This is a genomic window from Pandoraea sp. NPDC090278, assembly GCF_044772185.1.
Classification (GTDB): domain Bacteria; phylum Pseudomonadota; class Gammaproteobacteria; order Burkholderiales; family Burkholderiaceae; genus Pandoraea.
Genome location: NZ_JBIVYJ010000002.1, coordinates 691,975 through 715,617, shown reverse-complemented (window position 1 = coordinate 715,617; position 23,643 = coordinate 691,975). Strand labels below are relative to the sequence as shown.

At 63.7% G+C, this 23,643-nt stretch carries 22 protein-coding genes; 10 read left to right on the top strand and 12 right to left on the bottom strand.

From position 1 onward, the window contains the following. Positions 1 to 58: 58 nt before the first annotated feature. Complete coding sequence (locus ACIQWO_RS11560) at positions 59 to 484, top strand: DUF3224 domain-containing protein (protein ID WP_402823453.1); 426 nt, start codon at positions 59 to 61, stop codon at positions 482 to 484. Next, positions 481 to 837 (top strand): VOC family protein, encoded by a 357-nt coding sequence (locus tag ACIQWO_RS11555; protein ID WP_402823450.1) that lies wholly within the window; start codon positions 481 to 483, stop codon positions 835 to 837. The genes ACIQWO_RS11560 and ACIQWO_RS11555 overlap by 4 nt, the downstream gene beginning before the upstream one ends. Positions 838 to 960: 123 nt before the next feature. On the opposite strand, the gene glmS is transcribed toward ACIQWO_RS11555, so the two are convergent. The 5 genes from glmS to ACIQWO_RS11530 all read right to left on the bottom strand — a co-directional run bounded on the left by glmS (position 961) and on the right by ACIQWO_RS11530 (position 6,671). After that, the gene (gene glmS, locus ACIQWO_RS11550; protein ID WP_402823447.1) at positions 961 to 2,790 is read right to left on the bottom strand and encodes a glutamine--fructose-6-phosphate transaminase (isomerizing); all 1,830 of its coding nucleotides are present in this window, start codon (positions 2,788 to 2,790) and stop codon (positions 961 to 963) included. A gap of 108 nt (positions 2,791 to 2,898) precedes the next feature. Continuing rightward, a complete protein-coding gene (glmU, locus tag ACIQWO_RS11545; protein ID WP_402823444.1) occupies positions 2,899 to 4,260 on the bottom strand; it encodes a bifunctional UDP-N-acetylglucosamine diphosphorylase/glucosamine-1-phosphate N-acetyltransferase GlmU in 1,362 nt (453 codons plus the stop codon). A 166-nt stretch (positions 4,261 to 4,426) separates the two neighbouring features. Beyond that, complete coding sequence (gene ttcA / locus ACIQWO_RS11540) at positions 4,427 to 5,380, bottom strand: tRNA 2-thiocytidine(32) synthetase TtcA (protein WP_402823941.1); 954 nt, start codon at positions 5,378 to 5,380, stop codon at positions 4,427 to 4,429. 13 nt (positions 5,381 to 5,393) lie between these two features. Further along, on the bottom strand, positions 5,394 to 5,789 hold the full coding sequence (locus ACIQWO_RS11535) for a dihydroneopterin aldolase (protein ID WP_039394985.1): 396 nt from the start codon (positions 5,787 to 5,789) through the stop codon (positions 5,394 to 5,396). A 21-nt stretch (positions 5,790 to 5,810) separates the two neighbouring features. Continuing rightward, positions 5,811 to 6,671: an SDR family oxidoreductase gene (locus tag ACIQWO_RS11530; protein ID WP_402823440.1), complete on the bottom strand. Its 861-nt coding sequence runs from the start codon at positions 6,669 to 6,671 to the stop codon at positions 5,811 to 5,813. A 256-nt stretch (positions 6,672 to 6,927) separates the two neighbouring features. On the opposite strand from ACIQWO_RS11530, the gene ACIQWO_RS11525 reads away from it, so the two are divergent. The 3 genes from ACIQWO_RS11525 to ACIQWO_RS11515 all read left to right on the top strand — a co-directional run bounded on the left by ACIQWO_RS11525 (position 6,928) and on the right by ACIQWO_RS11515 (position 9,517). After that, positions 6,928 to 8,142: a class I SAM-dependent methyltransferase gene (locus tag ACIQWO_RS11525; RefSeq protein ID WP_402823437.1), complete on the top strand. Its 1,215-nt coding sequence runs from the start codon at positions 6,928 to 6,930 to the stop codon at positions 8,140 to 8,142. A 26-nt stretch (positions 8,143 to 8,168) separates the two neighbouring features. After that, positions 8,169 to 8,363, top strand: coding sequence for a DUF2905 domain-containing protein (locus ACIQWO_RS11520; protein ID WP_044453465.1), 195 nt, complete (start codon positions 8,169 to 8,171; stop codon positions 8,361 to 8,363). Positions 8,364 to 8,605: 242 nt separating this feature from the next. After that, positions 8,606 to 9,517, top strand: coding sequence for a glutamate/aspartate ABC transporter substrate-binding protein (locus ACIQWO_RS11515; RefSeq protein WP_402823432.1), 912 nt, complete (start codon positions 8,606 to 8,608; stop codon positions 9,515 to 9,517). A gap of 86 nt (positions 9,518 to 9,603) precedes the next feature. Here ACIQWO_RS11515 and ACIQWO_RS11510 read toward each other — a convergent pair whose 3' ends face one another. The 4 genes from ACIQWO_RS11510 to ACIQWO_RS11495 form a co-directional block, all read right to left on the bottom strand. Continuing rightward, a complete protein-coding gene (locus ACIQWO_RS11510; protein ID WP_402823429.1) occupies positions 9,604 to 10,854 on the bottom strand; it encodes a multifunctional CCA addition/repair protein in 1,251 nt (416 codons plus the stop codon). Then, positions 10,851 to 11,495, bottom strand: a complete 645-nt coding sequence (locus ACIQWO_RS11505; RefSeq protein ID WP_402823426.1) for a glutathione S-transferase family protein — start codon at positions 11,493 to 11,495, stop codon at positions 10,851 to 10,853. Before ACIQWO_RS11505 ends, ACIQWO_RS11510 begins: the two co-directional genes overlap by 4 nt. Positions 11,496 to 11,587: 92 nt before the next feature. Further along, positions 11,588 to 12,538: a complex I NDUFA9 subunit family protein gene (locus ACIQWO_RS11500; RefSeq protein WP_402823423.1), complete on the bottom strand. Its 951-nt coding sequence runs from the start codon at positions 12,536 to 12,538 to the stop codon at positions 11,588 to 11,590. Positions 12,539 to 12,605: 67 nt separating this feature from the next. After that, complete coding sequence (locus tag ACIQWO_RS11495) at positions 12,606 to 14,612, bottom strand: transglycosylase SLT domain-containing protein (protein ID WP_402823420.1); 2,007 nt, start codon at positions 14,610 to 14,612, stop codon at positions 12,606 to 12,608. A 122-nt stretch (positions 14,613 to 14,734) separates the two neighbouring features. Between ACIQWO_RS11495 and ACIQWO_RS11490 the strand changes: the two genes are divergently transcribed. From ACIQWO_RS11490 to pxpA, 4 genes are read left to right on the top strand one after another with little or no spacing between them, the layout of a single operon-like run. Then, entirely contained in the window at positions 14,735 to 15,298 is a 564-nt protein-coding gene (locus ACIQWO_RS11490; protein WP_402823938.1) for a 5-formyltetrahydrofolate cyclo-ligase, read from the top strand. Between the two features lie 3 nt (positions 15,299 to 15,301). Beyond that, the gene (gene pxpB / locus ACIQWO_RS11485) at positions 15,302 to 15,964 is read left to right on the top strand and encodes a 5-oxoprolinase subunit PxpB (RefSeq protein ID WP_402823417.1); all 663 of its coding nucleotides are present in this window, start codon (positions 15,302 to 15,304) and stop codon (positions 15,962 to 15,964) included. Then, positions 15,961 to 16,974: a biotin-dependent carboxyltransferase family protein gene (locus tag ACIQWO_RS11480; protein WP_402823414.1), complete on the top strand. Its 1,014-nt coding sequence runs from the start codon at positions 15,961 to 15,963 to the stop codon at positions 16,972 to 16,974. Before pxpB ends, ACIQWO_RS11480 begins: the two co-directional genes overlap by 4 nt. 51 nt (positions 16,975 to 17,025) lie before the next feature. Continuing rightward, positions 17,026 to 17,766: a 5-oxoprolinase subunit PxpA gene (pxpA, locus tag ACIQWO_RS11475; protein ID WP_402823935.1), complete on the top strand. Its 741-nt coding sequence runs from the start codon at positions 17,026 to 17,028 to the stop codon at positions 17,764 to 17,766. 87 nt (positions 17,767 to 17,853) lie between these two features. On the opposite strand, the gene ACIQWO_RS11470 is transcribed toward pxpA, so the two are convergent. After that, positions 17,854 to 19,380 carry a CoA-acylating methylmalonate-semialdehyde dehydrogenase gene (locus ACIQWO_RS11470; protein ID WP_402823411.1) on the bottom strand — a complete coding sequence of 509 codons (1,527 nt, stop codon included), beginning with the start codon at positions 19,378 to 19,380 and terminating at the stop codon, positions 17,854 to 17,856. Positions 19,381 to 19,430: 50 nt separating this feature from the next. Beyond that, entirely contained in the window at positions 19,431 to 20,759 is a 1,329-nt protein-coding gene (locus tag ACIQWO_RS11465; protein WP_150663971.1) for an aspartate aminotransferase family protein, read from the bottom strand. A 340-nt stretch (positions 20,760 to 21,099) separates the two neighbouring features. Here ACIQWO_RS11465 and ACIQWO_RS11460 point away from each other — a divergent pair, with 340 nt between their 5' ends. Next, a complete protein-coding gene (locus ACIQWO_RS11460) occupies positions 21,100 to 22,548 on the top strand; it encodes a PLP-dependent aminotransferase family protein (protein WP_402823408.1) in 1,449 nt (482 codons plus the stop codon). Here ACIQWO_RS11460 and ACIQWO_RS11455 read toward each other — a convergent pair. Continuing rightward, positions 22,472 to 23,503, bottom strand: a complete 1,032-nt coding sequence (locus tag ACIQWO_RS11455) for a hypothetical protein (RefSeq protein ID WP_402823405.1) — start codon at positions 23,501 to 23,503, stop codon at positions 22,472 to 22,474. The two genes, ACIQWO_RS11460 and ACIQWO_RS11455, sit on opposite strands and share 77 nt — an antisense overlap. Between the last annotated feature and the right edge of the window lie 140 nt (positions 23,504 to 23,643).

The following is a 23,643-nucleotide window of genomic DNA, read 5'->3' as shown; positions in this document are numbered from 1 at the left end:
AGTACACTCGACACTGTATAAAAATACAGTGTCCGAATTCGACTGGAGGAGTACAAAAGTGAATCAAACCGCCAAAGGGCCTTTCGATGTTCAGCTCGGGCCGGAGGCGTTGAGCGCCGTCGCGCAGGACACCGGACTCGGACGTCTGTCGTTGGACAAGACGTATCACGGGGATCTGAGTGCGATCGGCAAAGGAGAGATGCTGGCGTTTCGCAGCGGCACGCCCGGCTCTGCCGGTTACGTCGCCATGGAAACCGTGCGCGGCACGCTTCATGGGCGCAATGGCACGTTTGTCTTGCAACACAGCTCGACGATGACGCGCGGTGTGCCCACGCAGTCCATTACTGTCGTGCCCGATTCCGGAACCGATGCACTGACGGGCCTGACCGGTAGCCTCGTCATTGAGATCACCGACGGGAAGCACGCTTACGACTTCCGCTACGCGCTTCACGACGAGCCGTCTTCCGCAGGAGAACCGACATGAGTCACCAAGGTCGCGATCGTCAGATCGACAACATCGAATTCAACGTCTCCGATATCGCGCGTAGCAAAGCGTTTTACGGCAGCGTTTTCGGTTGGACCTTCACCGACTATGGCCCGACCTACACCGAATTCAGCGACGGTCGCCTCACAGGCGGCCTCACAACGGGAGACGCCATTCGCCCCGGTGGCCCGCTGGTGATCCTCTACGCGGACGACCTCGATGGCGCCCAACAGCGTGTCGAGGCGGCCGGTGCAACGATCAGCCGTCCCGTGTTCTCGTTCCCCGGCGGTCGCCGCTTCCACTTCCTCGATCCCGATGGTTACGAGCTCGCCGTCTGGTCGGCCGCAACTTAAGCCACCGATATCCGGGAACGACGCGCGTCGACATCGCTGAACGTACAAAGCAAAAGAGGCACCCGTAGGTGCCTCTTTCCGAGCTTACCGACGAGGCCGGTGAACACCGGCCCCTTCGTTACATCACTCCACCGTGACCGACTTGGCCAGGTTACGCGGCTTGTCGACGTCGGTGCCGCGAGCGCAGGCGGTGTGATACGCGAGCAGTTGCAGCGGCACCACGTGCAGAATCGGCGACAGCTGGCCGTAGTGCTCCGGCATACGGATCACGTGGAGGCCTTCAGCATTAGCGATCTCCGTGTCCGAATCGGCAAACACATACAACTGACCGCCACGGGCACGCACTTCCTGCATGTTCGACTTCAGCTTCTCCACCAGCGCGTCGCGCGGCGCCACCGTCACGACAGGCATCTGATCCGTCACCAGCGCCAGCGGACCGTGCTTCAGCTCACCAGCCGGATACGCCTCGGCGTGGATGTACGAGATTTCCTTGAGCTTGAGTGCGCCTTCCAGGGCAATCGGGTAGTGCAGGCCGCGCCCCAGGAACAGCGCATTTTCGCGACGGGCAAACTCTTCGGCCCATGCAATGATCTGCGGCTCGAGCGCCAGCACGCTGTGCAGCGCCGACGGCAGGTGACGCAGTTGCGTCAGATAGTCTGCCTCTTGCGCGGCGCTCAGACGACCACGCAACTTCGCAATCGTCAGCGTCAACAGGAATAGCGCCGTGAGCTGCGTCGTGAACGCTTTCGTCGATGCCACGCCGATTTCCGTGCCCGCGCGCGTAAGGTAATGCAACGCGGTCTGACGCACCATCGCGCTTGTCCCCACATTGCAGATCGCCAGCGTGTTCGTCATGCCCAGCGATTGCGCGTGTTGCAGCGCCGCCATCGTGTCAGCCGTCTCGCCCGATTGCGAGATCGTCACGACCAGCGTCTTCGGATTCGGCACGCTGTCGCGGTAGCGGTACTCGCTCGCCACTTCAACCTGCGTCGGAATCTGCGCCAGCGACTCCAGCCAGTACTTCGCCGTCATGCCCGAGTAGTAGCTCGTGCCGCACGCCAGAATCAGAATCGAGTCGACGTTGCTGAGCATCGCTTCGGCCTTCTCGCCGAAAAGCGTCGGCGAAATCCCTTCGACGCCTTCCATCGTGTCGCCGATCGCGCGCGGCTGCTCGAAGATTTCCTTCTGCATGTAGTGACGATACGGTCCCAGCTCCACCGCGCCGGTGTACGCCTGAACGGTGCGCACTTCGCGCTCGACAGCCGCATCGTTACGATCCACGATCTTCACGCCGTCCAGCGTGAGTTCGACGACGTCGCCCTCTTCCAGGTAGATGAACTGATCGGTCGTGCCAGCCAGCGCAAGCGCGTCCGACGCGAGGAAGTTTTCGCCCTCGCCCACACCGACCACGAGCGGCGAACCCGCACGTGCACCGATAACGCGATGCGGCTCCTGCTTGCGGAACACCGCAATGGCATAGGCGCCATGCAGACGACGCGTCGCCAGACGAACCGCCTGATACAGATCGCCAGCAGCGCCGTTAGAGAGAATGTGATGAATCAGATGGGCGATGACTTCGGTGTCCGTTTGCGACACGAACTCGTAGCCCAAACCGCGCAATTCGTCACGCAGGCTTTCGTGGTTCTCGATGATGCCGTTATGAACCAGCGCCACTTCGTCGCGCGAGAAGATCGGGTGCGCGTTGTTCGTGACAGGCGCGCCATGCGTTGCCCAGCGCGTGTGAGCGATGCCCGTTTCACCCTTCAATTGCGTTTGGGCAAGCTGCTCGTCGAGGTCAGCCACGCGCGACACGCTGCGTGCGCGTTGCGGCACGCCGTCCTTAAGCACTGCCACGCCACAGGAGTCGTAGCCACGATATTCAAGACGACGCAAACCTTCGACCAACACCGGTACTATATTCCGCCGCGCCACCGCGCCGACAATGCCGCACATATTTGCCTTCCTCAGTGCCAGAAACTCTGACTCGTTCTATCGGATGAGATCCGTGTTCACTCACCAGCGAGCGCCAATGGCGCGCGCGCCAGCACATAACCGCCGATTTTACTGCTTCTGCTTGCGCGGGCGGACATAACCCGTCTTCGCTTCCTGCGTCTTGCCGTTGAGTACCAGTGCGTCTTCCGGCGTGTCTTTCCAGACGGTCGTGCCCGCAGCAATTGTCGTACCGCGTCGGACCGTGACGGGTGCTACGAGCTGCGTGTCCGAACCGATGAAGACATCGTCCTCGATAATCGTCCGGTGCTTGTTCGCGCCGTCGTAGTTGCACGTGATCGTGCCCGCACCGATATTCACACGTGCGCCCACGGTCGAATCGCCGACGTACGCAAGGTGGTTCGCCTTCGAACCCTTGGCCATCGATGCGTTCTTCACTTCCACGAAGTTGCCGATGTGCACGTCGTCCGCAAGATCGGCCCCCGGACGCAGACGCGCATACGGTCCGATGACGGCATCCGATCCGACCACTGCGCCGTCCAGATGGCTGAATGCCTCGACACGCGTGCCCGCACCGATTGTGGTGTTGCGAATGATGCAGTTCGCCCCGATGGTCGCGCTGTCGCCGATCGTGACTTTGCCTTCGAAGATGCAGTTCACATCGATGGAAACGTCGGTACCGCAGACGATCTCCCCACGAACATCGAAGCGCGCCGGATCGATCAGCGTAACGCCAGCCGCGAGCAACGCGCCCGCTGCATTGCGCTGATAGTCGCGCTCCAGTTCGGCCAGTTGCGCCTTGTCGTTCACGCCATTCGGCTCCCACGCAAACGCCGGTTGCGTGGTGACGACGGACACGCCGTCCGCCACCGCGCAGGCGATCACGTCGGTCAGGTAGTACTCGCCCTGCGCGTTCTGGTTCTTCAAGCCGCCGAGCCATCCCTTGAGCGCGCGCGTCGGGGCGACGACGATACCGGTATTGATCTCGCGAATCGCCAGCTCGGCCTCGTTGGCATCTTTCTGTTCGACGATACGCTGCACGTTGCCCGCCGCGTCGCGCACGATGCGACCATAGCCCGTCGGGTTGTCGAGATCGACGGTGAGCACGCCCAGCTTGTCGTTGCCCGCCGCATCGAGCAGCCCTTGCAACGTTTCGACGCGCGTGAGCGGCACGTCGCCATAGAGCACGAGGGTCGGCACGGATTCGTCGAGCTGCGACGCCGCTTGCTGCACAGCGTGCCCTGTCCCCAACTGCTGCGCCTGCTCTGCGAACAGGATGTCCTCACCGGACACGGCTTCGCGCACGGCGTCGCCACCGTGCCCGATCACTACGATGAGCTTGCCCGGCGCAAGTTGACGCGCGGTCGCAATCACGTGCGAGAGCAACGGGCGGCCAGCCAGCGGCTGCAACACCTTGGGCAACTTCGAGCGCATGCGCTTACCCATGCCGGCGGCGAGAATCACAATATTCATAGCGTCGTGACGATTCGAAAGTGAGAGGCTTGTGTCAGTGTGTCGGGATCTCGCGTCCCCGGCCGATGACAGCGCGAGGATCACTGAGGACGCCGTCTGGCGCACGATCGGGTTCGCAAAGGGTTAGCAAAGCGCGCGCCGGTCGTGCGTCAGCCGTCGATGTCGATCAGTCGTCGAATTGCGTAAATTGATTAATACGGATGACGCCCGCATCACCGTCATCGCCGCAGGGCGCTTCGTCGAACGCAATATCGCCGAGCGGATCGGGTTGCCCCGTCGCACGCAAATTCCGGAAGTCGTGAAGGTTCGTGTCCATCAGATGCGACGGCACCACGTTCGACAACGCGCTGAAAATCGACTTGATACGCCCCGGGTGCTGCTTTTCCCACAGGCGGATGAGCGACTTCATCTCGGCGCGCTTCAGGTTCGGCTGGCTGCCGCACAACGTGCACGGAATGATCGGGAACTGCTTGTACTCGGCGTAACGTTCGAGATCCGGCTCGCGCACGTACGCGAGCGGTCGGATCACCACGTTCTTGCCGTCGTCCGATTGCAGCTTCGGCGGCATGCCCTTGAGCTTGCCACCGTAGAAGATGTTCAGGAACAGCGTCTCGATGATGTCATCGCGATGGTGGCCCAGCGCGATTTTCGTCGCACCGAGTTCGCCAGCCACGCGATACAGAATGCCGCGACGCAGACGCGAGCACAGCGAGCAGGTGGTCTTGCCTTCGGGCACCACACGCTTGACGATGGAATACGTGTCCTGATTCTCGATGTGGAAGTCCACGCCGATGGAACGGAAGTAATCCGGCAGCACGTGTTCGGGGAAGCCGGGCTGCTTCTGATCGAGGTTGACGGCGACGATGGAGAAGTCGATCGGGGCGCGCTCGCGAAGCTTGAGCAGGATGTCGAGCATGGCGTAGCTGTCCTTACCGCCGGACATGCACACCATCACGCGATCGCCCTGCTCGATCATGTTGTAGTCGCCAATGGCCTGCCCCGTCAGACGGCACAGGCGCTTTTCGAGCTTGTTGTTCTCGAACGCGAGCTTCTGCGCTTTCTTCACGCTGTCGGCGGCGGCATTGCCGGTCGCGGCCAGTGGCGCGCCGGTCTCGGGCATGACGGCACTCATGTCAGGCATCCTTCATCTGAAACACTTCGATGCCGACCGAGTGGCAATCGGGATAAACGTCGGGCTTCTCGGTCGACACCCCCACGGCACGCACGCGCGGATGCGCCAGCAGCGCACGCGCGACATCGTCGCAAAGGGTTTCCTGCAAATGAATGTGGCCCTGCCCCACACGCTTGGCGATGGTCTCGCGCATGAAGTCGTAATCCACGACTTCGTCGAGCTTGTCTTCCGTGGGCGTGCTCTCGGCGAGCGGGACAAACAGTTGCACGTTGATCAGCACGCGCTGCTCGCCACGCTTCTCGTGATCGTGCACGCCGATGTTGATGAACACCTCGTAGTCGCGCAGGAACATGCGACGGCAGTCCATCAGGCGGGGGTGGGAAAGAGCGCTATGCATTTTGAAGACTCGTAATGACAATCAACGAGACCGGTCGGCATCGGCCGGCTCGGTCAGAAATTTCACGTCGCGCGATGAACTCGCGAGATGTTGGCCACCGTCCACATACAACACCGTGCCGGTGACGGCGGGCGCCTGCGCCAGATAGGCGACGGCGTCGGCGATGTCTTCCGGCGTGGACGACGCGCCCAGCGGCGTCGACGCATGGGCGGCGGCAAAGCCCGCTGGTGTCTGATCGACGGACAGGAGCGTGACACCCGGGGCTACACCAACCACCCGCAGGCGCGGTGCAAATGCTTGTGCCAGCAAAGTCGTCGCCACGTCGAGCGCCGCCTTCGACAGCGTGTACGACAGGTAATCGGGATTCGGATTCGCCAGCTTCTGGTCGAGCAGATTGACGACGACGCCACGCCCGGCCTCACCCAGCGCCGCGTGCATCTCGCGCGCCAGCACCAGCGGCGCGCCTGCATTGACGCGCATGTGGCGCTCCAGCGCCTGATACCCGAAATCGTCGGCGCAATCGTACTCGAAGCGCGACGCATTGTTCACCAGACACGTCGGCACGCCCAGCGCCTCACGGCACCGCCCGATCAGGGCCACGGTAGCGGCTTCGTCGGCCAGCGACGCCTGCAACGCGACCGCGCGGCGACCCATCGCCTCGATGGCAGCCACTGTTTCAAGTGCCTCGTCGTGCGAACGCTCGTAGTGGACCGCGACGTCCCAGCCCAGGCTCGCGAGCTTCAGCGCGATGGCGCGTCCGATGCGACGCGCGCCGCCGGTCACCAACGCAACGCGCGATGCATGCGACGCGTGCGGCACGTCGGACGTGCGAGCGGCGTCGTTTGCGTCGGAGACGGGGCGTGGCGTCGATGCAACGGTCATGCGGCGAATTCCTGTATCAGAGCGGGCGGATGAACGAACTTCGGGCGGCCCGAGGCTTCAGCGGCAGCGGGACACGACAGCCTGCGAACCTTCGGCAGGGCTCCTGACGGAGGCCGAGCGTTGCGCAAACTGGTGAAAAACACGCAAAAACAATCGAAAACCAGCAAAAATCGGCGCAAAACACGTCGAATTCGCCCGCAGACGCACTATCTCAACCATAGCAGCCAGTCTGCACCGTCTCCGTTACAATGCCCGCATGAATCAGGCCGCACCGAAACCCCATAGTTTACCCGTTCCGGAGACGGACGCGCTCGAACACTCGCGCCGCCTCACGGCATATCTCGCCGACGCCATCGACGCGGACGGCGGCTGGTTGCCGTTCGACCGCTTCATGGAGCTGGCGCTGTACGCACCCGGCCTCGGCTATTACGCCGCCGGTGCCGCCAAGTTCGGACGTCTCGCCGCCGACGGCAGCGACTTCGTCACCGCACCGGAACTCACGCCGTTCTTTGCGCGCACGCTCGCGCGCCAGATCGGCGAAGTCTTCGAGCAGACGGGCGACGCGCAGGTACTGGAGTTCGGTGCCGGGTCCGGACGCCTCGCCGCCGATCTGTTGCTCGCCCTCGAAACCGAAGGCACACCGTGCGAGCGGTACTCGATCATGGAACTCTCGGGCGAGCTTCGCGCCCGTCAGCGCGACACCATCGAGAAAGCCGCACCGCATCTGCTGGATCGCGTGACGTGGCTCGATCAGTTGCCCGACGCCTTCCACGGCACGATGATCGGCAACGAAGTCCTCGACGCCATGCCCGTGCGCCTGTGGGCGCGCCGTCCGGATGCCGACGGTCAGCCGGTCTGGTTCGAGCGCGGCGTCGTGCTTACGCCGGAAGGCTTCGCGTGGGAAGAGCGCCTTTACACCGGCCCGCTGCCGCAAGCGCTCCACGCATTGGCCGATCTGCCCCCGACGCAGGAATATCTGACGGAAACGCACGAAGCTGCCTCGGCCTTCGTGCGCAGCGTCTCCCCCTTGCTGGCGAGCGGCGTGCTGCTGCTGATCGACTACGGCTTCCCCGCACGCGAGTACTACCACCCGCAGCGCGCGGGCGGCACGCTCATGTGCCACTACCGTCACCATGCGCACGACGACCCCTTCTATTACCCCGGCTTGCAGGACATCACCGCGCACGTGGAGTTTTCGGGCATCGCCGACGCCGGTGTAGAAGCCGGTCTTGATCTGCTGGGCTTCACGTCGCAGGCGCGTTTCCTGATGAATGCGGGCATCGTCGATCTGATGAGCGCGCTCGACCCGACCGATACAAAGACGTTCCTGCCTGCAGCCGCCGCCGCGCAGAAACTGCTCTCCGAAGCCGAGATGGGCGAGCTCTTCAAGGTCATCGCCTTCGGACGCGCAATGGACGAATGGGCCGGTCTGGTCGGCTTCGTCAACGGCGACCGCAGTCACGCGCTCTGATCACGCCCAACCGAGAGGTCGCCCCGATGTTTCGCTGGATGTTCACCATCTTCTTCGCGATCTGCGTCCTCTCGGCAGCCGCTCCCTGGCTGACCAAACTCGGCATTGGCCGTCTACCCGGTGACGTGCGTCTGCGCTGGCGCGGGAAGGAAATGGTCTTCCCGTTCGCCTCGACCGTGCTGCTATCGCTCGTCTTCAACCTGCTGATTCGTTTGCTGTAACAGACGCCGCAACACCCGTTGCAACGCCGTTCCTCAACGGCGCCTCGCTCGCTCCCGCCCCACCGCCCGTCATTCTCCGTAAGTCCCCACATCGGTTCGCAGCACCGTCACGTCTCACGTCGTGAGGCATACCCCTGTCGTTTTTCCGGGTTAACTATGATTTGATCATTTGTTGCAAAAAAATTAACATGAAACAAATGATTCAATGATGAATCACGGGAAGACCATTTCAGGAGCAGGACATGATCAAGACGCGATTGACCGGGGTGATGCGCGGAGTGCTGGCCGTAGCGATGACGTTGGCGGCCGGTGCGGCACTGGCGCAGGGCGCCTCGGAAACGCTGCAAAAGATCGAAAGCAGCGGCGTGATTTCCATCGGCCATCGCGAATCGTCGATTCCGTTCTCGTACTACGACAACGGTCACAACGTCATCGGTTACTCGCAAGACCTGTGCAACAAGATCGTCGACGCCGTCAAAACGCGCCTGAAGAAGCCCGATCTGCAAGTCCGCTTCATCCCCGTCACGTCGCAGAACCGCATCGCGCTCGTACAGAACGGCACGGTCGACATCGAGTGCGGCGTGACGACGAACCTTGTTGCGCGTCAGTCGCAGGTCAACTTCTCGGACACCTTCTTCGTCGCGGGCACGCGCCTGCTGACGAACAAGAATTCCGGCATCAAGGACTTCCCGGATCTGGCAGGTAAGCCCGTGGTGACCAATGCCGGTACGACCTCGGAGCGCATCCTCAACAAGATGAACAACGAGAAGAAGATGGGCATGAACGTCATTTCCGGCAAGGACTATGGCGAGTCGTTCACCATGCTTCAGGGTGGACGCGTTCAGGCATTCATGATGGATGACGTGTTGCTCGCCGGTGCGCGCACGATGGGCCGCAATCCCGACGACTGGATCGTGACGGGTAAGCCGCAGTCGTTCGAAGCGTACGGCTTCATGATGAAGCACGGCGATACCGAGTTCAAAAAGCTGGTGGACGACACGCTGGCTGGCGTGATGAAGAGCGGCGAGATCAACGCCATGTACAAGAAGTGGTTCGAGACGCCGGTGCCGCCGAAGAACATCAACTTCAATTTCCCGATGAGCGAGCAACTCAAGCAGTTGTACGCGAACCCGAACGACAAGGCGTTCGAGTAAGCCAGACGAGGGCGACACAAACGACGAGGGGCATGCGAGATTCGGAAATCTCGCATGCCCCTCTGTCATTCGGATCGACGAATGGCTTAGCTGCCGTCGCCGCCTAACCCTGCCGCTGCAACGGCATCGATGCGCGCGGCCTGAACTGCTTCGCGAATCTTGCCCGGGTTGTATGCGTACCCACCCGCCACCGCCCCTGCATCGATGCTGCGCGCCGCGTCCAGCGCCGCCAGCAAGCGCTCGCGTTGCGGATACGGTGCCGTTGCGAAGTCCCCGCCACGTCCGCGTGCATCCGCCTCGCATGCTTCCAGCACTTCGACGAACCGTTCCGGTTTGCGCAGCGCGTCGCATCGTTCCAGCAAACGCACCAGCGCGCCCGCGCCAAACTTCTGACTCGCATGAATGTTGCCGTGCTCGCGCGCCACGACCTGCGCCAGCTCACGGCACTCGACCGGCACGCGCAACCGCGCGCACAACGGGCCGAGCAAACCGACGCTGCGCCCTTCATGTCCGATGTGGCGCGGCAGGACATCTTCCGGCGTGGTGCCCTTGCCGAGATCGTGTGTGAGCGCAGCGAAACGCACCGGTAGCGAATAGCCCTGCTGCGCGGCGTAGTCGAGCACCATCATCACGTGCACACCGGTGTCCACCTCCGGATGAAAGTCGGCACGTTGCGGCACGCCCCACAACTGGGCGACCTCCGGCAGAATGCGCGCGAGCGCCCCTGACTCACGCAGCACTTCGAACATGCGCGACGGGCGATGCTCCATCAACCCGCGCGAGATTTCCTGCCAGACGCGCTCGGCCACCAATGCGTCGACTTCGCCGTTGGCCGTCATCGTCTGCATCAGTGCCATCGTCTCGTCGGCGACGGTGAAGTCGGTGAAGCGTGCGGCGAAGCGTGCGCAGCGCAGAATGCGCACGGGATCCTCCGCAAACGCCTCGCCAACGTGACGAAACAGACGGGCGTCCAGATCCCGCTTGCCACCGTACGGGTCGACCAGCACGTCGGACAGACTGTCGTCCGGCAGCACTTCGCGCGCCATAGCGTTGATGGTGAAGTCGCGCCGGATCAAGTCCTCTTCCAGCGTGACTTCCGGCGCAAAGTAGAACGAGAAGCCGTGATAGCCGCGCGCCGTTTTGCGCTCGGTGCGCGCCAGTGCGTACTCGGCTTGTGTCTTGGGATGCAGAAACACCGGGAAGTCGCGCCCCACCGGACGGAAGCCCTGTCGCACCATCTCTTCCGGCGTCGCACCGACCACGACATAGTCGCGGTCTTTCACAGGCAGCCCCAGCATGGCGTCGCGAATCGCACCACCGACGGCGTAAATCTTCATGGGCGCACGTCGTAGAAAGCGACGCTCTGCGTCTCAGCGCGCCCGGCCGCCACCCACGCCTGCACGGCAGGCACTTCGCGAATGCGCTGGGCATACGCCTGTGCGTGCGCCGACAACGGCGGCTCGAACGTCGTGAAGCGCATCACGATGGGGGCATAGAACGCGTCGGCAATCGAGAAGTCACCAAAGAGGAACGGACCCTCGTAGCGCGCGAGGCAGTCTTCCCAGATCGCTTCGACGCGACGGACGTCGGCGAGCGCCTCGGGCGTCGCACCGGCACCGGGCCAGTGGGCCGCAACGTTCATCCACATATTGGTGCGCAACGCGGTAAAACCGCTGTGCATCTCGGCGCAGATGCTACGGGCATGGGCGCGGGTGCCCAGCGACTTCGGCCACAGTGGCAGATGCGGATAGGCGTCGGCCAGGTATTCGCAGATAGCGAGCGAGTCCCAGACGGTGATGCCGTTATCGATCAGACAAGGCACCTTGCCCGTGGGCGAATAGCGCAGGATCTGCTCGCGCGAATCGGGCTGCGCGAGCCACACGTTCTTCTCTTCGAATGCGATGCCAAAGTGCTTGAGCAGCACCCAGGGACGCATCGACCACGAGGAGTATTTTTTGTTGGCGATGATGAGTTGCATGAGGACCTTCTTTGCCCGCGCAGCGCCTGAGCGCCGCGCGTTGGCTTGTGATGGCGTAACCGTGAAGCCGATGAAGCGATGTTGCGGTGAACCTAGCGTCCGGCGAAGCGACGATAGTCCGCCATCCGCTTTTCCCAGTTGCCGCCGTTGAGATAGTCGACGGCGATTTCCAGGCCGTTCGGCGTCAGATCGAGTTCCGGGGCTAGCGGGCCGGTCAGCACGTTGTCGACCGTCATCGAATCGAGATTGTCGCGCGTGATGATCGGCTCGCCCGGCAGCTTCTCGAAGATCGCAGCCTGAAGGCGTGCGGTGCTGTCCGGCAGCGGTAGGATAGGACGCTCGCACCCGCAGGCCGCGCCCGCAAAACGCACCAGCGCTTCGAGCGTGTACACCTCCGGCCCACCGAGTTCGTACGTCTTGCCGATGGTGGCGTCGCATTCCAGCGCCCGCGCAAACGCTTGCGCAACGTCCGTCACATAGATCGGCTGGAACCGCGCGTTCGCACTGGCCAACGGCACGACCGGCAGGCGCCGTTGCAGCTTCGCAAACGTATTCAGGAAATTGTCGCCGGGGCCGAAGACCACCGACGGACGGAAGATCGTCGCCGCAATGCCCGACTCGCGAATGACCGCCTCGCCGTCGCCCTTCGAGCGCTGGTACATGCTCGGGCCGTTCGAATCCGCGCCGAGCGCGCTCATGTGGATCAACCGGGTCACGCCCCGGTCCTTGCAGGCCTGCGCGATCTTGCGCGGCAGTTCCACGTGCGCCCGTGCAAACGCGCGGCCGTAGGGCGTGCCGCGGTCGCTATGCAGAATACCGACGAGATTGATGACAGCGTCGCTGCCCGCAATCACGCGCTCAAGTGCGCGCGGGTCGTGGACGTCGCACTCGACGAGCTCCACACCGGGCAGCACACCGAGCGCCTTGGCGGCTTCGACACGCCGCGTCGGCAGACGCACCGCGTGTCCCAGTGTGACCAGCCGGGCCACCAGATGGCTACCGATAAAGCCGGTGCCACCGACGACACAAACGTTATAGCGCATGCGTCACCTCCGCGTTATGACTGTGGGTTCGCGGCCCCGGCCACACCCCGAGGACAGCCATTGGCCGTCACTGGGGCAGGATGACGCCGAGTCGCTCCTTGAGCGATTGCGGACGGCCCGTGATGATGGCCGAGTAATACGTCGTATTCGACAACACGTTCTCGACATACTGACGCGTCTCGTTGAACGGAATCGTCTCAGCGAAGATCGCGCCTTCGACCGGGCGGTCAAGCGTGGAGCGCCACGTGCGCGGCCGTCCCGGACCGGCGTTGTAACCGGCTGACGCGAGCACGGCCGAGCCGTCGAACTTATTGTAGATATCCGACAGGTAGCTCGTACCCAGACGGATATTGGTATCGATGTCGTGCATCATGCCCGGGCTGTAGTCGATGCCGATTTGCTTGGCGACCATCTTCGCCGTGGCGGGCATCACCTGCATCAGACCACCGGCCCCGGCGGACGACTTGGCATTGATGATGAAACGCGATTCCTGACGGATCAGGCCGTACGCCCACGCTTCGTCGAGATCGACGATCTTGGAGAAGCGATCGACCTTGTCGCGGAACGGCATCAGATAACGCAGCGAGAAGTCGTGCTCCACCTTCGTGCGATCCGCCGTGTTCACTGCGCGGTCGAACAGTTCGATACCGTTGGCGTACTGAGCCGCAGCAATGAGCTGACGGTCGGTCATGTTGCGCAACTCCCAGTTCCACTCGCGGTTGCCTTCGAAGCGCAGCCCCATGTCGTAGAACTTGGCAGCACGCAGAAAACCGGCGTTCGAGCGGTTAGCGTCGATCTCGGCACGGGTGACGACGGTGCGCGGCGGCAGCATCGTCTTGTTACCCAACTCCTCGTTCGCCAACTGACCGTAGAAGTTCGGTTGCGACGCAATCTTCTGGAACTGTGCACGCGCAGCGTCGCCCTGTCCGGCTTCGCGCAGCGCGCGACCGTACCAGTAGGTCCAGACACCGTCGTCGCGCAACGCGGCGGGCATCGCTTCGATGCCCGTGCGCACGAGATTCCAGTCACCCGCGCGCAACGCCGCGCGAATCTTCCATTCCTGCGCCGTGTTCGAGAGCTTGGCGTTGCCCGCCTGACGGTACCAGTTGATCGCCATCGGGTTTTGCGAGAGCGCGCCACGCATGCCGATCGCGCCCCAGCCGATAGCGCGTTCGTCCTGCGACAGGCTGCCCGCGATACTGCTGAAGCTGCTCGCGGCGAGCATGGCGTCCGAACGGGCCATGCGCACGGTGGCGAGCAGCGCCAACTGACGCGACGCCTCCGAACCATCCACGCCACGCGCCAGAATCTGCGCCGGACGCGTCGCGGCCATGTCGAGCAGCGAGTCGTCCGGACGGGTCGCGCCCAGCGCATCGGCAATCTGCTTACCCAGCGAGGTGTAGTTCTCCTCGTACGCCAGACGAATCTGATGCCAGACTTCCTGACGCGGCAACTGACCGCTCGCGGCCAGGGTATTGATCATGTCGATGCAGCCCTCGCCGTAGTTCTTCGGCGTGGTCAGCAGATCGATAGCGGCCTGCGTGACGTTCTCCCCGCGCGAGGCACGCGACATCAGCGCGTAGCACTTGACCTGGGTGTCGTCGTCGAGGGCGAATTTCGGATATTCGGCGTCGAACGTGCGCCAGTCGTGGCGCTTGCCCAACACGAGCAGCCAGTCGTTACGCATGCGATCGGCAATGGCCTGACCGTCATACGTGCGCAAGAAGGCGCGGATATCGTCGTCGGGTGCATCGAGCAGCGCCTTGCCCGAACGGTCGAACATGCGCGGCTTGATCTGGAAATACTGGACGTACGACGGCACGTCGTAGTCGGTGAGCATGGCCGCGAGCGCGGCGGCACGCGGTGCGTCGTTGCTGCGGGCCGCTTCGCGCAGTTGGACGAAGATGTCGTCCGGCGAGCGCTGCGACAGCGCATCGGCCGACGGCGCCGAGCGGCTTGCCGCCGACTGCGCCTTGGGACGCCCTGTCGCCTGGGTCGTGCTGCAGGCCACCAGCGCGGCAGCCGTCAGGACGAGTGCGGCGGCGCGATATACTCGGGTCAAACGTTCGGACATCTTCGTGGAGCGTCGGGTAAAAAGTGAATTCAAGCATAGCACGGGACCCCGCCCAATCGGCGGCCCAGACGTCTGGAAATGGGGCGGATGCAACGCCCGCGAACGCACGCCCGAAGGCCTTGCTGCGCCGCACGCTGCTCGACGCACGCAGCACCCTCGATGCACGCGCCGAGCGTGACGCCGCCCTTGCCACCCGGCTGGCCGACGAACTGTCGCGCCGCGCCCCGCGCTGCATCGGCCTCTACTGGCCCATTCAGGACGAATTCGACGCCCGCGGCGTCGTCGTCGCCTGGCTGGCCGCTGCGTCACCCGATACACCCAGACTCGCCGCCCTGCCGGTCGTCACTGCACCGGCCACCCCGCTCGTCTTCCATCGCTGGACGCCCGACACCCCCATGATGGAAGGCCGCTACCGCATTCCGGTCCCGCGCGACACGGAAGTGCTGGTCCCCGACCTGCTGCTGGTGCCCTGCGTCGGCTTTACGCGCGATGGCCTGCGCCTCGGCTACGGCGGCGGCTTCTACGACCGCACCCTGCATGCGATGAAGCCCGCCCCGCAAACGCTTGGCATCGCTTACGACCTTCTCGAAGTTCAGGACCTCAGCGCCGAGGCGCACGATCTGGCGCTCGACGCCATCGTGACGGAATCGGCCACCTACGCCCGCCCTCTCGGCAACTCACGCTAATTCATGACAACGCTCAAGATCCTGCCGCTCGGCGACAGCGCGCTCGTGTGTGAAGCAGGCACCAGCCCGACGTCGGCCAACCTCGCCACGCAACGGCGCGTCTGGCACGTGGCCACGCTGGCCCGCGACTGGCCCGACGTGCGCGAAGTCGTGCCCGGCATGAACAACCTCACCCTGCTCTTCGACCCGCTCGCCACCGATATCGACGTGCTTAGCGAACGGTTGCGCGATGCCTGGCAGACGCAGCCAGCCGCAGGAGAAGTCGGACGCGACATCGAGATTCCCGTCCACTACGGCGGCGAGCACGGCCCCGATCTCGCGGATGTCGCCAAACACGCGCGCCTGCAACCGAAGACGGTCGTGCAGCGCCACACCGCACCGGAATACATCGTCTACTTCCTCGGCTTCCAGCCGGGCTTCGCCTATCTGGGCGGATTGGACGATTCGATTGCCGCGCCGCGCCGCGCGGAGCCCCGATTGTCCGTGCCCGCCGGTTCGGTCGGCATCGGCGGCAATCAGACCGGCATCTATCCGCTCAACTCGCCGGGCGGCTGGCAGATCATCGGCCACGCCACCAGCGCCCTGTTCGACCCCGCTGCGACGCCCCCCGCCCTGCTGGCGCCGGGCGACCGCGTGCGCTTCACTATCGCGAGTCTCGACCTGTGATCGACATCCAGCGTGCCGGCCTGCTCACTACCGTTCAGGACCTGGGCCGAACCCGTCAGCGTGCATTCGGCGTCGCCAGCGGCGGCGCCCTAGACCCACTCGCCTGCGCCGTCGCCAACCGGCTCGTGGGCAACGACCAGAACACCGCCACCCTCGAAATCACGATGGGGACGTGTGTGATGCGGTTCACGTCGGCTACCCTCGTGGCGCTGACCGGCGCGGACTGCCACGCCGATCTCGACGGTACCCCCGTGTGGTCGTGGTGGCGCTTCCCCGTCGCGAAAGGTCAGACGCTTACGTTGCGCCCCTCGCGCTTCGGCATGCGAACCTATCTGGCCGTGGCCGGTGGCATCGACGTGCCCGAAACGCTCGGCTCGCGCAGCACCGATCTGAACGGCGGCTTCGGCGGCTTCGAGGGTCGCGCCCTGCACGACGGCGACCGTATCGCCATCGGCCACCCGAGCGCCACCGCACGCAAAGCCGAGCCGCTGGGTGTGCGCCCGCCGTTGTGGCTGTCCGACCCGCTCGCACACCGCGTGCGAGTGTTGCCCGGTCCGGAGTACGACGACTTCACGTCCGTCACGCACAAGAGCTTCTGGGAGAACCCGTGGCAGGTCACGCCCAACAGCAACCGCATGGGTTATCGTCTGTCCGGCCCGGAGGCGCTTGCGCGCAAGAAGAACCGCATGCACGACTTGCTCTCGCACGGCGTGTTGCCCGGCGTGATTCAGGTGCCGCCGTCGGGACAGCCGATCATTCTGCTGGCCGACGCGCAAACGACCGGCGGCTACCCGAAGATCGGCACGGTGATCACGGCCGATCTCTGGCGGCTCGGACAGGCGCGGCTCGGGAGCACGCTGTACTTTTCGGAATGCACCGCTGCCGAAGCGCGTGAAGCGCTGCGCGAGCAACTACGCTATCTTGACCAGATCGAACGCGCACTCGCGTGGCACGACCGCGGCATTCTGAGCACGCCGAAGGTGGCGGCCATTACGCGCAAACGCACTTGAATACGCAGACTTGAACATGCAGGACAGGCTGTCCCCGCAGGAGAACACATGATGAAGATCGACCTGAACGTCGACCTCGGAGAAGGTTGCGACTACGACGAAGCGCTGCTCGCGCTGGTCAGCTCGGCCAATGTGGCGTGTGGCTGGCATGCGGGCGACGCTGGCACGATGCAGCAAGTGGTGCGCTGGGCGCTGGAGAACGGTGTGGCCATCGGCGCACACCCCAGTTTCCCCGACCGAGAGAATTTCGGACGCACCGAGATGCAGCTCCCGCTCGACGAAATCCGCGCGGGCATGCTCTATCAGATCGGCGCGCTCGCCGCGATGGTCCGCGCGCAGGGCGGCTGGCTCACGCACGTGAAACCGCACGGCGCGCTCTACAATCAGGCGGCGCGCGACCCCGCGCTGGCCGAAACGCTGGTCGAAGCGATTCGCGCTTTCGATACCGATCTCGCCGTCTACGGTCTGGCGGGTGGCGAACTCGTGAAAGCGGCGCGCGCGGCGGGCATGCACGCCGTCGAGGAAGTGTTTGCCGACCGTGGCTACAACCCGGACGGCTCGCTGGTCAAACGCGGCACGCCCGGCGCACTGATCGAGCGCGAAGAGGACGCTCTCGCACAAACGCTGATGATGGTGCAGGCGCAACGCGTGCGCGCCATCGACGGCACGCTCGTCCCGATTCACGCGCAGACAGTCTGCCTGCACGGCGACGGCGAACACGCGCTCGAATTCGCGCAGCGCATCCGCAGTTTCCTGCTGGACGAAGGCATCGAAATCGCGCCGGTGCGCTGAGCGCTCACACGATCATCGTTCACAAATAAAAACGCCGTCGCCGGGCATCCCGGGACGGCGTTTTTACATTGCTTTGCCGTTGACGACTTACTGACCCAACGTCGGCATGACGAGCGACGACGTGGCATTCGCCGGACGTCCCTCCGACCAGCGACGCGTGACCACCTTCGAGCGCGTGTAGAAGCGCACCGACTCCGGCCCGTAGATGTGCTGATCGCCGAACAGCGAATTGCGCCAGCCACCGAACGAGAAGTACGAGACCGGCACCGGGATCGGCACGTTCACGCCGACCATGCCGACTTCGATTTCGTCTTCGAAGCGACGCGCTGCTCCACCCGACGTCGTGAACACCGCCGTGCCGTTCGCATACGGATTGCGGTTGATGAGCGCAATCGCCTCTTCCAGCGTGTTCACACGCACGACCGACAGCACCGGCCCGAAGATTTCGTTGCGATAGATCGACATGTCCGGCGTGACGTTATCGAACAGGCACGGACCGATGAAGAAGCCGTCGTCGCGCTGGGCGACCTTCAGGCCACGGCCGTCCACTACGAGCTTCGCACCTTCGTCCACACCGGCATCGACGAACCCCTTCACCTTGTCGCAATGCACACGCGTGATGAGCGGTCCCATTTGCGCGACGGGGTCGGTGCCGTCACCGACCGGCAGCGCCTTCGCGACTTGTGCGAGACGAGCCACCAACTGGTCGGCCACGTCGCCCACTGCGACGGCCACCGAGATCGCCATGCAGCGCTCGCCAGCCGAACCGTACGCAGCGCCGATCAGTGCGTCGACGGTGAAGTCCAGATCGGCGTCCGGCATCACCACGCCGTGGTTCTTCGCGCCGCCGAGCGCCTGCACACGCTTGCCGTGCGCCGACGCCGTGCTGTAGATGTACTGCGCGATGGGCGTCGAGCCGACGAACGACACCGCGTTCACGTCCGGGTGCGTGAGCAGCGCATCGACGGCCGCCTTGTCGCCGTTCACGACGTTCAGCACGCCGTCGGGCAGACCGGCATCCTTGGCCAGACGCACCAGCAGCAGCGCCGCCGACGGCACCTTCTCCGACGGCTTGAGCACGAAGGTGTTGCCGCACGCCACGGCCATCGGGAACATCCACAACGGCACCATAGCCGGGAAGTTGAACGGGGTGATGCCCGCGCAGACACCCACCGGTTGATGGATCGAGTACGTGTCGACGCCGGTGCCGACTTGCGGCGCGATCTCGCCCTTGAGCAGATGCGGGATACCGATGGAGAACTCGACCACTTCGATGCCGCGCGTGACTTCGCCGCGGGCGTCGTCGAGCGTCTTGCCGTGTTCCTGCGTGATCAGTTGCACGAGTGCTTCGCGGTTCGTCTCAAGCAGTTCGCGGTACTTCATCATCACGCGAGCGCGCTTCATCGGCGGCGTGGCCCGCCAGCCCGGCAGCGCGGCACGTGCGGCGGCGACGGCCGTTGCGACGTCCTTCGTCCCTCCCAGCGCCACCTGACGAACCACTTCGCCGGTCGCCGGGTTCGTCACTTCGCCAAAGCGCAGTTCGGCTTCGCCCGACGCGACGCTTGCGCCGCCAATCCAATGCTCGATACGTTCGGTGCTGACTCGTTGGTTCATGTCGATTTCCGTAAAAACTAACTGAATGCGGGTGTGGCGCCAGTGCCCGCTTATGCCGTCTCGCGGATGGCTTCCGCGACGATGCCGAACAACTCGTCGATCTGCGCTTCGCTGATGATGAGCGGCGGCGAGAACGCAAGGATGTCGCCGGTGTAGCGGATCAGCGCGCCCTTCTCGAAGCACTTGACGAAGATCTCGTGCGCACGTGCGCCGGGCTTGCCGTCGCGCGTCGACAGCTCGATGCCGCCGACCATACCGAGGTTGCGAATGTCGACGACGTTCGGCAGGTCGCGCAGACCGTGGATCGACTTTTCGAAGTGCGGGGCGAGCTTGGCGGCGCGCTCGAACAGGCCGTCGTTCTTGTAGACGTCGAGTGCAGCGCAGGCAGCGGCGGCCGCCAGCGGGTGCCCGGAGTACGTGTAGCCGTGGAAGAACTCGATGGCGCCCGTGTTACCGGCGTCGACAATGGTGTCGTGCACGGACGTCTTCACGGCGACGGCGCCCATCGGCACAGCGGCATTGTTCACGCCCTTGGCCATCGTGATGATGTCCGGCGTCACACCAAAGTACTGCGCGGCGAACGGCTTGCCGAGGCGGCCGAGGCCCGTGATCACTTCGTCGAAAATCAGCAGGATGCCGTGCTTGTCGCAGATCTCGCGCAGCTTTTGCAGATAGCCTTGCGGCGGCACCAGCACACCGGTGGAGCCCGCCAGCGGCTCGACGATCACGGCGGCGATGGTCGACGCGTCGTGCAGCGTGACGATGCGCTCCAGTTCGTCGGCCAGATGCGCGCCCCACGTCGGCTGCCCCTTGGTAAAGGCGGCTTCCTTGATGTTGAGCGTGTGCGGGAGATGGTCGACGGCGGGCAGCAGTTGGCCGGAGTACGCCTTGCGGTTCGGCGAGATGCCGCCGACCGAGATGCCGCCGAAGCCCACGCCGTGATAGCCGCGCTCACGACCGATGAGGCGCGTACGCTGGCCTTCGCCGCGTGCGCGGTGATAGGCGAGCGCGATCTTGAGTGCGGTGTCGACCGACTCCGATCCCGAGTTCGTGAAGAACACACGGTCGAGGCCCTGCGGCGTGATCTCGGCGATCTTGGCGGCCGCTTCGAACGCTTTCGGGTGCCCCATCTGGAACGTCGGTGCGAAGTCCATCTCACCGGCCTGCTGACGGATCGCTTCGACGATCTCGGTACGGCAGTGACCAGCATTCACGCACCAGAGACCGGCGGTGCCGTCGAGAATCTGACGATTGTCCGACGACGTGTAGTGCATGCCTTCGGCCTTGACCAACAGTCGCGGCGAGCTTTTGAACTGACGGTTGTTGGTGAACGGCATCCAGAACGCCGTCATATCGAGATTCAGGTCTTTCATGTTCATCGCGGGGTCTCCCCAGGGGCATGTCACGATCAGGAGGTCCCGGGTTGGCGACGCGAAGTCGCTCCACGGGTAGATGGAGTGGATGCTACGAGAGGCGAACCGGTACAGACATGTACAGTCACCCGGAAAATGGTTATTCTGTATCGGTCAATTGCCTCAACTGTATTGGCAACAGCCGATAGAGCGGACACCCGCCCGCCCCGCGCCACGTGGGCCGGGGCCGGATGTGGTTCCAATCTGGCACTGCTCGGGATTTACCCGTACACCTCGGATTGAGTGTTCGATTGCGTGACTATTCCGCACACTCGCTCGCCGTCCTTACCCGTAATTTCGTCAAATCATGGTCCAGCCGCTCGCCTTTACCCTGAACCGCGCACAACCCGAAGCCCTCGTCGACCAGATCGTGCGGGAGGTCGAGCGGGCGTTGCAGCGTCAGACGTTGCACGCGGGCATGCGCATGCCGTCGATCCGGTCGCTGGCGAAGGCGCACGGCATCAGCACGTTCACGGTGGTGGAGGCCTACGACCGTCTCGTCGCGCACGGCACGCTCGTGGCCCGGCGCGGCGCGGGATTCTTCGTGGCGGGCGCGGCAGACGCGCGCGAGGTCGGTTCGTCCACCCTCGGCGGGAGTCTGTCGATGGGGGCCGCCGCGAGCGAAGTCACCAACGCCTGGTTGCTCTCGGAGATCTTTGCAGACGACTCCATCGCGGTGAAAAGCGGCTGCGGCTGGCTGCCCGACAGTTGGCTCGACGAGGACGGTCTGCATGGCGCGCTGCGCTCGCTGTCGAAGGGGCCGGGCGCACACTTCGCGCACTACGGGCATCCGCACGGTTATGGACCGTTGCGTCAGTGGCTCGCACGACGCCTCGGCGAGTTGTCCATCGAAGCACCGCCCGAACAGATTGTGCTCACGCACGGTGCCACGCAGGCGCTGGATCTCGTGGTGCGCACGTTGCTCAAGCCGGGCGACACGGTGTTGGTCGAAGCTCCCGCGTATTGCAATCTGCTGGCGGTGTTGCGTCTGGCGGGATTGAACGTCGTGGGTATCCCCCGCACGGAGGCCGGGCTGGACCTCGCGGCGCTGGAGCAGGCGGCGCAGACGCATCGTCCGCGCGCGCTGTTCGTGAATCCGGCGTTGCAGAACCCGTTGGGTACGTCGCTCACACCGGCGTCGGCGCATCGCATCTTGCAGTGCGCCGAGCAGCATGGCTTCTGGATCGTCGAGGACGACATCTATCGCGAACTTGCGCCAGCGGGCACACCGTCATTGGCAGCGATGGACGGCTTGTCGCGGGTGATTTACGTCTCCAGTTTTTCGAAGACGATCTCGCCGTCGGTGCGTGTGGGATATCTCGCGTGTTCGCGCGATCTGGCACATGAGATTGCACGTAGCAAGATGGTAGCGGGGCTGACGTCGTCCGAGATCAACGAGCGCATCGTGCACGCGATCCTGACCGAGGGACGTCACCGCAAGCACATCGAACGCCTGTCGGATCGACTGACGCGCTCACGTGCCCGTCTCATCACCCAGTTGCAATCGCACGGCGTGACGCTGCTCGCGCAGCCGGAAGGCGGCATGTTCGTGTGCGGCAGCCTGCCGGACGCTACCCAACCCGCCCGAGAGTTGGCGGAAGCGGCGTTATTGGAGAGCATCATGCTCGCCCCGGGCGAGTTCTTCCTCGCCCACAACGAACCCTGTCACTGGTTCCGCTTCAACGTCGCGTACTCGGATGACGCGCGTCTGTTCCGGTTTCTGGATAAGGCTGCGGCGGGGAAGTTGGCGGCTTGATTTGCTCACTGCCAGCGTTCACCTCCGTCCATGGAACCAGCAAAGCGAATCGATGACGCTCGTTGTCGTGAAACACGATCCGGTTCCTTAAGACGTCCATGCCAATCGCACCAAGACTGGCTACGCCTCCTTCGCGCGGAACAGTTTGAGATGCGACCGGATGGCGGGAGATTGTTTGACCGTTAATCGTGAAGTCCACGAGTCGCGTGTGATCGTCGCTTTCGATCTCGCGCCCAAACAAATCGACAGATCTGTGTCGAGCCTTGCCGACCGCTTCACCGTTGATCATCGGGAGAGGTAGCGTCGTCGTGTACGCACCCGAATCGACAACCATGGGGATCCGCGCCCCCTTAAACCCGACTGGAATTGCCATCACATGATGGATGTTGGGTAAGGCACTTCCATCGACAACGCGAATCCACCCAACGACCTCGGGCTCGAAGCGCCTGCTGACAAGAAAGCAATCGTCCCTGAAGTCCATCACCGACACATCGCCACCGGCTAGATACTGCGGACTGATAATCCCCGAGAAGCCCTCTGCCATCAAAGGCGTCTCGTCAATTACGTAGATTGTCTGAGTCGTGCTGCGGCGCGCCGTGTCCTCCAACTCGATAACGCGTTGACGTGCAGGCGCAGAGGACGCGATTGCGTTCAGGACATTGCCACCCGTGTTAGTCGCGCCTCCTTCGACGACGAAGCGTGGATCCCATATGACATGGCGATTCGAACCCGAATCGAGCAGCATCCGAGCTGGCTTCTTATCGATCGATACCGTAATGAATGGATCGCTCTTTCGCTCCGCGTTGCCGTACTGAATCGTCGACGCGAACACGGGCCTAACGGTTGGCCACACATCACCGCACCGCGCTGAACTAGCGTGAGCGAATTGCGGCAGCGCGGACATCAGCGAAAGAAGTGAAGAGACAACGAATTGTGCGAGTCGCTTGGCTTGCATAAAGGAGGCGAATCCAGTGAGGTGATATTCACGATCTGTGAAGTATCAACGAGCCTCCGGCATTCCGAAATCGGATGATTCCGAAATTTCCCCCGCAATTGGCGACTGAAGCGCCAACGGCCACCTTCGACAGATGACCC